The sequence below is a fragment of the Streptomyces ureilyticus genome (assembly GCF_011045025.1).
In the GTDB taxonomy this organism is placed as follows: Bacteria; Actinomycetota; Actinomycetes; order Streptomycetales; family Streptomycetaceae; genus Streptomyces; species Streptomyces ureilyticus.
The window spans coordinates 1-8,577 of the sequence record NZ_JAAKZX010000311.1 but is presented as its reverse complement, the minus strand read 5'-3'; the positions used below and the strand labels follow the sequence as shown (position 1 = coordinate 8,577).

General features: G+C 71.9%; 5 protein-coding genes and 1 pseudogene. 5 read left to right on the top strand and 1 reads right to left on the bottom strand.

Annotation, left to right across the window (positions count from 1 at the left end; all coding sequences use genetic code 11):
* Positions 1-85 precede the first annotated feature (85 nt).
* The 3 genes and pseudogenes from G6048_RS44905 to G6048_RS50605 all read left to right on the top strand — a co-directional run.
* On the top strand, positions 86-2,629 hold the full coding sequence (locus tag G6048_RS44905; RefSeq protein ID WP_165345391.1) for an ABC transporter permease: 2,544 nt from the start codon (positions 86-88) through the stop codon (positions 2,627-2,629).
* Positions 2,630-2,668: 39 nt separating this feature from the next.
* On the top strand, positions 2,669-4,417 hold the full coding sequence (gene polX / locus G6048_RS44900) for a DNA polymerase/3'-5' exonuclease PolX (RefSeq protein ID WP_165345390.1): 1,749 nt from the start codon (positions 2,669-2,671) through the stop codon (positions 4,415-4,417).
* A gap of 255 nt (positions 4,418-4,672) precedes the next feature.
* Positions 4,673-5,083: pseudogene (locus G6048_RS50605) on the top strand (hypothetical protein); the annotation flags it as partial.
* Here G6048_RS50605 and G6048_RS44895 read toward each other — a convergent pair.
* A complete protein-coding gene (locus tag G6048_RS44895; protein WP_328828841.1) occupies positions 5,081-6,745 on the bottom strand; it encodes a serine/threonine-protein kinase in 1,665 nt (554 codons plus the stop codon). The pseudogene G6048_RS50605 and the gene G6048_RS44895 overlap by 3 nt on opposite strands.
* Before the next feature lie 347 nt (positions 6,746-7,092).
* Between G6048_RS44895 and G6048_RS44890 the strand changes: the two genes are divergently transcribed.
* Both G6048_RS44890 and G6048_RS44885 read left to right on the top strand, forming a co-directional pair.
* Positions 7,093-7,458, top strand: a complete 366-nt coding sequence (locus G6048_RS44890) for a DUF4333 domain-containing protein (RefSeq protein WP_165345388.1) — start codon at positions 7,093-7,095, stop codon at positions 7,456-7,458.
* A gap of 77 nt (positions 7,459-7,535) precedes the next feature.
* Entirely contained in the window at positions 7,536-8,285 is a 750-nt protein-coding gene (locus tag G6048_RS44885; RefSeq protein ID WP_165345387.1) for an ABC transporter ATP-binding protein, read from the top strand.
* Positions 8,286-8,577 lie beyond the last annotated feature (292 nt).

Below are 8,577 nucleotides of genomic sequence, written 5' to 3'. Positions count from 1 at the left end.
TCGGGGCTGAGGCAGTGGGCGGGGCCGGGTCGGGGTCGTTTGTGTCGGCCGGTCGGCTCGGCATGGTGGGAGAGGACTGAGGGGCATGTGGTACTTCGCGGTGCGGATGGCCCGGCATCGGGTCGCCGCCTTGGTGGCGGTGGCGTGTGCGGTGCTCGGGGGTGCGGTGCTGGTCACCGGTACCGGAGTGCTGGCCGAGTCGGGCCTGCGGTCGCAGTTGCCGGCCGGGCGGCTCGCCGGGGTGGACGTCGTGGTGTCGGCGGACCAGACCTTCCGGCCGGGTGGGGATCTGCCGATCGCGTTGCCGGAGCGGGGGACGGTTCCGGCCCAAGTAGCTGACCGGCTGGGCGAGTTGCCCGGCGTTACGGACGTGATCGGCGACGTCAGCTTCCCCGCGGCGCTCGTCGACGGGGACGGCGGAGTCGTACCGGGTGAGGATCCGAAGACGGCCGGGCACGGCTGGTCCTCCATCGGGCTGCTTCAGGATGCGCCGGTCGATGGCCGGAAGCCGGACGGTTCCGGTGAGGTCGCCGTGGACCGCGAGATGGCCGATGCCGCAGGAGTGCGGGCGGGCGACCGGGTCGAGGTCGTCGCGGCCGGGCGGGACGCCGCCGAGTACCGCGTCTCCGGGGTCGTCGACGCGCCCGGAGCCGGAGTCTTCTTCGCCGACGCGACGGCCGGGCGGCTGGCCGGGCGCGACAGCGGAGCCCGCGCCGGGACCGTCGACCTGATCGGGCTGCGTACCGAAACCGGCGCTACCGACTCCGTCGCCGAGGCCGTCCGCGACCAACTGCGCGACACCGAGCTGGTGGTGGCCACCGGCGAAGACCGGGGCGACCTCGCCGCGCCCGACGCCGTGGCCTCGCGCACCCTCCTCATCCTGCTCGCGGGCTCGCTCGCCGGGATCGTCGTGCTGATCACCGGGTTCGTGATGGCCGGCGCGCTGGGCGTGGCGATCGCCGGGCAGCGCCGCGAGCTGGCCCTGATGCGGGCCGTCGGCGCCACCCCGAAGCAGATCCGCCGGCTCGCCGCGTCCCAGGCCACGGTGATCGCGGCCGTGGCGCTCGTGCCCGGGGCCGCCCTCGGCTATCTGCTGGCCGGACAGTTCCGGCAACAGCTCGTCGAACGCGGCGTGCTCCCCGACGCCCTGCCCCTGACCTTCAGCCCGCTGCCCGCGCTCGCCACCGCTCTCCTGCTCGCCGCCGCCGTCCAGCTGTCCGCGCGGGGCGCCGCCTGGCGGACGTCGCGGCTGCCCGCCACGGAAGCGGTCGCCGAGTCGCGCAGTGAACCCCGTGAGCCGTCCCGCATCCGGACCCGTGGCGGACTGCTGCTCATCCTCGCCGCGACGACCCTGTCGGTCGTACCGCTGCTGTCGAGGACCGTGCTCGGCGCGGCCGCCACCTCCATGGCCGGCGTCATCGGCGCGATCGGCCTCGCGCTGGTCGGCCCCGCCCTCGTCAAGCGCGTCGGCGACACTCTGGCGCGGCGCCTGCGGCCGGGTACCGACGCGCCGACGTGGCTGGCCGTGGCCAACGTCCGCGGTTACGCGCTGCGCATCGCGGGCGTCGTCAGCACCCTCGCGATGGCGGTCGTGTTCGTCCTGACGTACACCCTCGCCCAGACGACCGTGATGACGGCCACCTCGGACGACGTCCGCACCGGCACCCTCGCCCAGCAACGCGTGACCGCACCGGCCCTCGGCGGACTGCCCCAGGGATCGCTTGACGCGGTACGGGAGACCTCCGGTGTACGGGCGGCGGCCCCCCTAGGCAGTACGACCGTGGTCTGGCCCTACAAGCTCTTCGGCGAGGACGAGGTCGAGGCCTCCTCCGCGATGATCCTCACTCCGGACGCGTGGACCGTCATGGACCTGGACGTACGGTCCGGCAGACTGGCCGGGCTCACCGGCGACACCGTCGCGGTCAGCAGCGACGTCGCCCGCTCCCGCGGCGCCGGACTGGGCAAGCGGGTCGGCCTGATTCTCGGCGACGGCACCCGCGTGACGGCCCGGGTCGTCGCCGTTTACGACCGCGGACTGGGCTTCGGCCCGGTCGCGCTCTCCCGGGACCTCGCGGCGGGCCACACCACGACCGGCCTCGACGAGAGCATCCTCGTCCGCACGGACGGTACGGAGACGGCGCAGCGCGAGCTCACGGCGCTCGCCGGGTCCCGGCCGGGCCTGACGCTGGAGCCCACCGACACCGGAACCGGCGGCGGTCTGAGCGAGGCCCCGCCCGAGGTGTGGGTCAACCTGGCCACCATCGTCGTCCTCCTCGGCTACCTCCTCCTCAGCATCGCCAACAAGCTCGTCGCCACCACCGTCCAGCGCAGCGCCGAGATCGCCACCCTCCGCCTGAACGGCACCACCCCGCGTCAGATCCGCGTCATGATGCGCCGCGAAGCCGCGGTGATCGGCGCCGCCGCCCTCACCGCGGGCCTGGCTCTGGCCGCGATCCCGCTCACCCTCCTGGGCATCGGCTTCCTGCACCGCCCCTGGCCCGCGGGCCCGGTCTGGCTGCTGCCCGCCACGGCGCTCACGATCATCAGCCTGGCCTTCGTCACCATCGAACTGCCCACCCGGCGAGCCCTCCGCACGGCTCCCGCCGAAGCACTCGCGGGCCGTGAATAGACCATGAATAGTCCGGCCACGGATGCCTACTCTGAAGGTGTGGCTCGTTCCAACGACGAGGTCGCCGCCCTCTTCCAGGAGTACGCGGATCTGATCTCGATCACCGGAGGAGACGCGTACCGGACGCGCGTCTACGAGAAGGCCGCGCGCTCGATCGGCGGCTACCACGCCGATGTGTCCACCCTCGACGTCAAGGGCCTCCAGGACATCCCCAACGTCGGCAAGTCCACCGCCGAGAAGATCGTCGAGTACTTCCGCAGCGGCAGCGTCTCCGCCGTCGAGGAGCTGCGCTCGCGGATCCCCGCCGGGGTCCGGCGGCTGACGGCCATCCCCATGCTCGGCCCGAAGAAGGCCTGTGTCCTGTACGAGGAGCTGGGGATCTCCTCCGTAGAGGAGCTGGCCGACGCCATCCACGAGGAACGGCTGCGCGACCTGAAGGGCTTCGGACCGAAGACGGAGGAGAACATCCTCCACGGCATCGAACTCCTCCAGTCCTCCGGCGACCGCGTCCTGCTCGACGTCGCCATGGACGTCGCCGACGACATCGTCACCGAGCTGTCCGCCATCACCGGGTGCCTACGGTGCACGTACGCCGGCTCGCTGCGCCGCTTCCGCGAGACGATCGGTGACATCGACGTACTGGCCGCGGCGGACAGTTCGGCGCGGCTGATGCGGGCGTTCACGGAGCTGCCGTACGTCTCCGAAGTCATCGCACACGGCGAGAAGAAGACGTCGATCCGCACCACCAAGGGCCTGTCCGTGGACCTGCGCGTCGTACCGCCGGACTCGTGGGGAGCGGCCCTGCAGTACTTCACCGGCTCGAAGGCGCACAACATCCGCACCCGCGAACGGGCCGTGCACCAGAAACTCAAGCTCTCCGAGTACGGGCTGTTCGACGCCGAGAGCGGCGAGAAGATCGTCTCCGAGACCGAGGAGGAGGTGTACGACCGGCTCGGCCTGCCCTGGATCCCGCCGACGCTGCGCGAGGACCGCGGCGAGATCGAGGCGGGCCTGAAGGGCGAACTGCCCGACCTGGTCGAGGAGTCGGACATCAAGGGCGACCTGCACACGCACACCGACCTCACCGACGGACTCGCTCCGCTGGAGGAGATGATCGAGGCGGCGGCCAGCCGTGGGTACGCGTACTTCGCGATCACCGACCACGGCCCGAACCTGTACATGCAGCGGATGACCGACGAACGGATGCTGGCCCAGCGGGAGCGCGTACGGGCGCTGGACGGCACGTTCCGCACCCGTGGCCGGCGCGGCGGCTTGCGCCTGATGCACGGAGCCGAGCTGAACATCGACCCCGAGGGAGACGTGGACTGGCCCGCGGACTTCCTCTCCGGCTTCGACCTGTGCGTGGCCTCCGTGCACTCGCACTTCAACCAGGGGCGCGAGGCGCTGACCCGACGTCTCGTCCGGGCCTGCGAGAACCCGTACGTCAACATCATCGGGCACCCCACGACCCGCATCATCGGGAAGCGGCCGGGGGTCGATGCCGATCTCGACGCGGTCTTCGCCGCCTGCGCCCGGACCGGCACGGCCCTGGAGATCAACGCCCATCCGGATCGCCTCGACCTGCGCGACGAGGACGTCCTGCGGGCGCGGCGGCACGGCGTGAAGTTCGCCGTGGACAGCGATGCCCATGCCGCTCTCCACCTGGCCAACATGCGTTACGGCGTGGGCACGGCGCAGCGGGGCTGGCTCACCAAGGAGGACGTGATCAATACGTGGCCGGAGGCGCGGCTGCGGCGGTTCCTGCGCAAGGAGGCGGCGGGGCGCTGAGGCGGCCGCCGCGGACGCCCCCTCGGCAACCCTTCGGCGGAGTGCCCCCGCCCTCTTGGTAGTGCCAGCCCTACCTTCGGTTCGGGAGTGGGCGTCATCGTGCTTGTGCGCTGGTGGCGGCAGGGTTGGAGCAGTTGATCCCAGAGGTTCACCGCTCCCGTCCGCCGGAAGGAAACCGCCATGAACGCGGCCGACATACGCCCGAGTTCGGCCGCGTCCGTATCGACTGTATTGCCTGTATCACCGGTTTCGTCGGTGTCGCCCGTAGCGCCGGTACGCCCCGGTCCCCTCGCTTCCTTCGCCCGCTTCGTCCTGTGTGGCGGCGGGATCGGGGTCCTCTCCAGTGGTGCCGTGGGGCTGCTGGCCGCGTTGATGCCCTGGGCGCTGGCGAACGCCCTGATCACCTTCGGCTCCACCCTCCTCTGCACGGAGCTGCACGCGCGCTTCACCTTCGGGGCGGGGCGGCGTGCCGGATGGCGTCAGCACTGGCAGTCCGCTGGATCGGCGACGGCCGCCTATCTGGTGACCTGCGCGGCGATGTTCGGTCTGCACACGGTGCAGTCGTCGCCGGGGATGGTGACCGAGCAGGCCGTGTACCTCAGTGCCTCCGGGCTCGCCGGAGTCGGGCGCTTCCTGGTGCTGCGGCTGTACGTCTTCGCTGCCTCAGCCCGTCGTGGTGAAGCCGTCCCTGACCTTGTTGAAGACGGGGCGGAAAGTGGTCCACTGGGCGTCCGGGGCCGAGAGGTAGATGTCGTATTCCTTGGCGCCCGCCCGGCCGTAGCCGAGGTCGATGGCGCGGAAGGCCCGGGCGCGGCCCTGGAACGTGAACTCCCAGATCGCCGCGGGCTCTCCCCGGAACGTCGTCTTCTGCATGCGCAGCTTCCGGTACGACGTCGGGTAGTTGACCTTGGTGTTGGCCTCGATGGTCTTGAAGTGCTCGATGGGGTGCGAGCCGGCGGGGTCCACGACGCCGACCGTGATCTCGGCCTTCTTGGTCGGGTCGGTGTAGCTGACCTCGTCGGGGGTCTTCTTGGCGGCCGTCCAGTCGTCCGGTACGGGGAAGGCGACGCCGAGGCGCTTGTCGCGGACCAGGTGGTAGCCCTCGGGCACGGGCGGAGGCTCGTACGGCGGTGCGCTGGTCGTACCGTGGCTCGGCGCGGCGTCGTCCCTCCCCCCACCCCCGTACGTCGTCGCGTAGAGCGTGCCTGCGACGGCCGCGCCCGCCACCGTCGCGGCCACGGTGGTCCACAGCAGGGCGCGGCGCTTGCGGCCACGGCTCTGGTCCTCGCCCCGGCTTCCGCTCCGGTTCCGGCCTCGACCGTCGCCGCCGTCGTCCGTCCGGGTGGGCATGCGCGGCGCGTCCGTCGCCCCTGACGCGCCCGGCCCGTCCGACCCCCGGCCCCGACCGGTCGCCGAGCCCGTCACCGAGCCGGCCGCGGAGCCCGTGACCGACCCCGACCTCGGCTCCGTCCGCGTGCCTGTGCCCGCGAGCGCATGCACCTCCGTCGGGTCCCCCGCCCGTACGGTCCGCAGCGCCCGCTCCGTCTGTTCCGCCGAAGGCCGCTCGTCCGGGTCCTTGACCAGCAAGGCCTCGATGAGCGGCTCCAGCGGACCGGCCTGGTCCATCGGCCCCAGGGGGTCGGTGGCGATGGCGTACGCCGTCTCCATCGCCGTGTCCTTGTGGAACGGTGGCCGTCCCTCCACCGCCTGGTGGAGCGTGGCGCCCAGCGCCCACAGGTCCGAGGCCGGTCCGGGGGTGCGGCCCCGCATCCGCTCGGGCGCCATGTAGTCGATCGAACCGACCATCTCGCCGGTCTTCGTCAGCGTCGAGGTGCCGTCCGTCATGGCGATGCCGAAGTCGGTGAGGACCACGCGGTCGTCGTGGGCGAGCAGTACGTTGCCGGGCTTGACGTCGCGGTGCAGCACTCCGGCGGCGTGGGCGGCGCGCAGGGCGGCGATCATGCCGAGGCCGATCCGGGCCGCCTCCTCGGGCGTCAGCGTCCGGTCGTCCTTGAGCAGGTCGCCGAGGGTGACCGAGGGCACGTACTCCATGACGATGCAGGGCAGGCCCTCGTCGTCCACGACGTCATGGACGACGACCACGTTGGGGTGGGTGATCCGGGCCGCGCTGCGCGCCTCGCGCCGCATGCGCTCGTACAGCGTGGCGAGTTCGTCGTCGGAGAGGTGGTGGTGTGCGTGCAGCCGCTTCAGCGCGATCTGGCGGCCCAGGACCTCGTCCTCGGCGCGCCATACCGTGCCCATGCCGCCCCGGCCGATCCGTTCGGCCAGCCGGTAACGCCCGGCGATGAGCCGTCCCTCGTCCGACACGTCCCAGCCTCCGCCAACTTTGCTCACGTACATCACGTTCGATTTGCTTCGCCACGATAACTGTCGCGCATGACGGGGCCACGACCCCGTGCACGTGGTCAACAGCACATGAACCTCGGGGCGTCGGCGGCCGTCAGGACCCCGCGGTCACCGTAAGTGAGGGCTGTCGGCGCGAGTCTCGGCCGAATGGCCGAGCAGCCGCCGCGTGAGGCCCGACGGTTCTGACCGTTCGGCTGAGGCGCGCGCCCGGGCCCGCGGGCGAGAGTGGAGCCACTTCCTCCCCACGGCCAGCAGGGACAAGCCGCCGGCCAACTGGGGTTCCATTCCTCTGACTTCAGGAGTACGTCATGCAGCGCAAGACCCTCGTCAGCCTCGCCGGCGGGGCGGCCGCCGTGGTCGCCGTCGGCGGTATCGGCACCTCTCTGCTGTCCGGCACCGAGTCCACCACCGCCCTCGACCACCCGACGCTGAAGGCGAAGGCCGACGGTCACGAGGCGCTGTCCGGCACCATCGTCGCCGCCCGCACCCAGGGCAAGTACCACCCGCTGCCCTGGGTCGGAAGCGAGGTGTCCGCGGTGAGCTGCCCGGACGTGAAGGCCGTCGCCGGGACGAAGGTGACCTGCACCGGCGAGAGCGACGGCAAGAAGGTGTCCATTCCCGTGACCGTGGTGAAGGCGTCGGACTCGTCCGTCACCTGGAAGTTCGAGCGCTGAGAAGCCGGCCGAGGGGCCGGCCGAGGGGCCGGCCGAGCAGCCATCCGATCAGCCATCCGAGAGAGGGCACACACATCATGAGCACCGTCCTGGCCGGTTACGGCCTCACCAAGAAGTACGGCTCCACCATGGCCCTCGCGGGCGTGGACGTGGAGGTCCGCGAGCGCGACTCCCTGGCGATCATGGGGCCGTCCGGCTCCGGCAAGTCGACGCTCCTCCATGTCCTCGCCGGGGTCATCCGCCCGGACGGCGGCCAGGTGCTGCTGGGCGGCGAGCGAAGCGAGATGGGGGTCCCCCCGGCCGAAGTCCCCCAGCCTTCGGCCGGGGGTGCCCCCAGGGGGCGCATCGACAACCTCGGCGAGAACCGGCTGAGCGCGCTGCGCCGTAAGCGGTTCGGGTTCGTCTTCCAGTTCGGTCAGCTGCTGCCGGAGCTGCCCGCCGAGGAGAACGTCGCGCTGCCGCTGATGCTGGAGGGCGTGCCCCGTAAGGCGGCCGTCGAGCGGGCCCGCCGCTGGTTCGCGCCGCTCGGCCTCGAGGGCCTGGAGCGCCGCCGTCCCGGTCAGCTCTCCGGCGGTCAGGCGCAGCGCGTCGCCATTGCCCGCGCGCTCGTCGTCGAACCGGACGTGGTCTTCGCCGACGAGCCGACCGGCGCCCTCGACCAGAACACCAGCACCGAGGTCATCCAGCTCCTCACCTCCGTCACCCGCGCCCAGGGCGCCGCCCTGGTGATGGTCACGCACGACGCGGACGTCGCCGCCCACTGCCACCGGATCCTCCAGGTACGGGACGGCCGGATCAGCAACTACAGCCAGTACACGGTGGCTTGAGCCGACCGCTCTCGGTTGCGGCCGACGCCCGGTAGTCCCGTACCAGGGTCACCGCCTGACCGGCCCCTCCCCGGATAGCACCCGTACCCGTCGTCTCGTACCCGGTCGCCCGACCTCCCGGTCGTCCCGCCCCTGGGAGGCCGCGCGTACTCGGTCGCCCGACCCCGGGGACCGCCCGTACGCGGCCGCCCGACGACCGGGAGACCGCCCCCACCCGATCGCCCGACCCCGCCAGCCTCCCCGGAGACCTCATGCGTTCCCCTGTCCTGCCCCTGACCTGGCATCTTGCCCG

Excerpts from the sequence above, each read along its gene's own strand:
- G6048_RS44905 (WP_165345391.1), top strand. The coding sequence starts at position 86 with ATGTGGTACTTCGCGGTGCGGATGGCCCGGCATCGGGTCGCCGCCTTG.
- G6048_RS44890 (WP_165345388.1), top strand. The coding sequence starts at position 7,093 with ATGCAGCGCAAGACCCTCGTCAGCCTCGCCGGCGGGGCGGCCGCCGTG.
- G6048_RS44885 (WP_165345387.1), top strand. The coding sequence starts at position 7,536 with ATGAGCACCGTCCTGGCCGGTTACGGCCTCACCAAGAAGTACGGCTCC.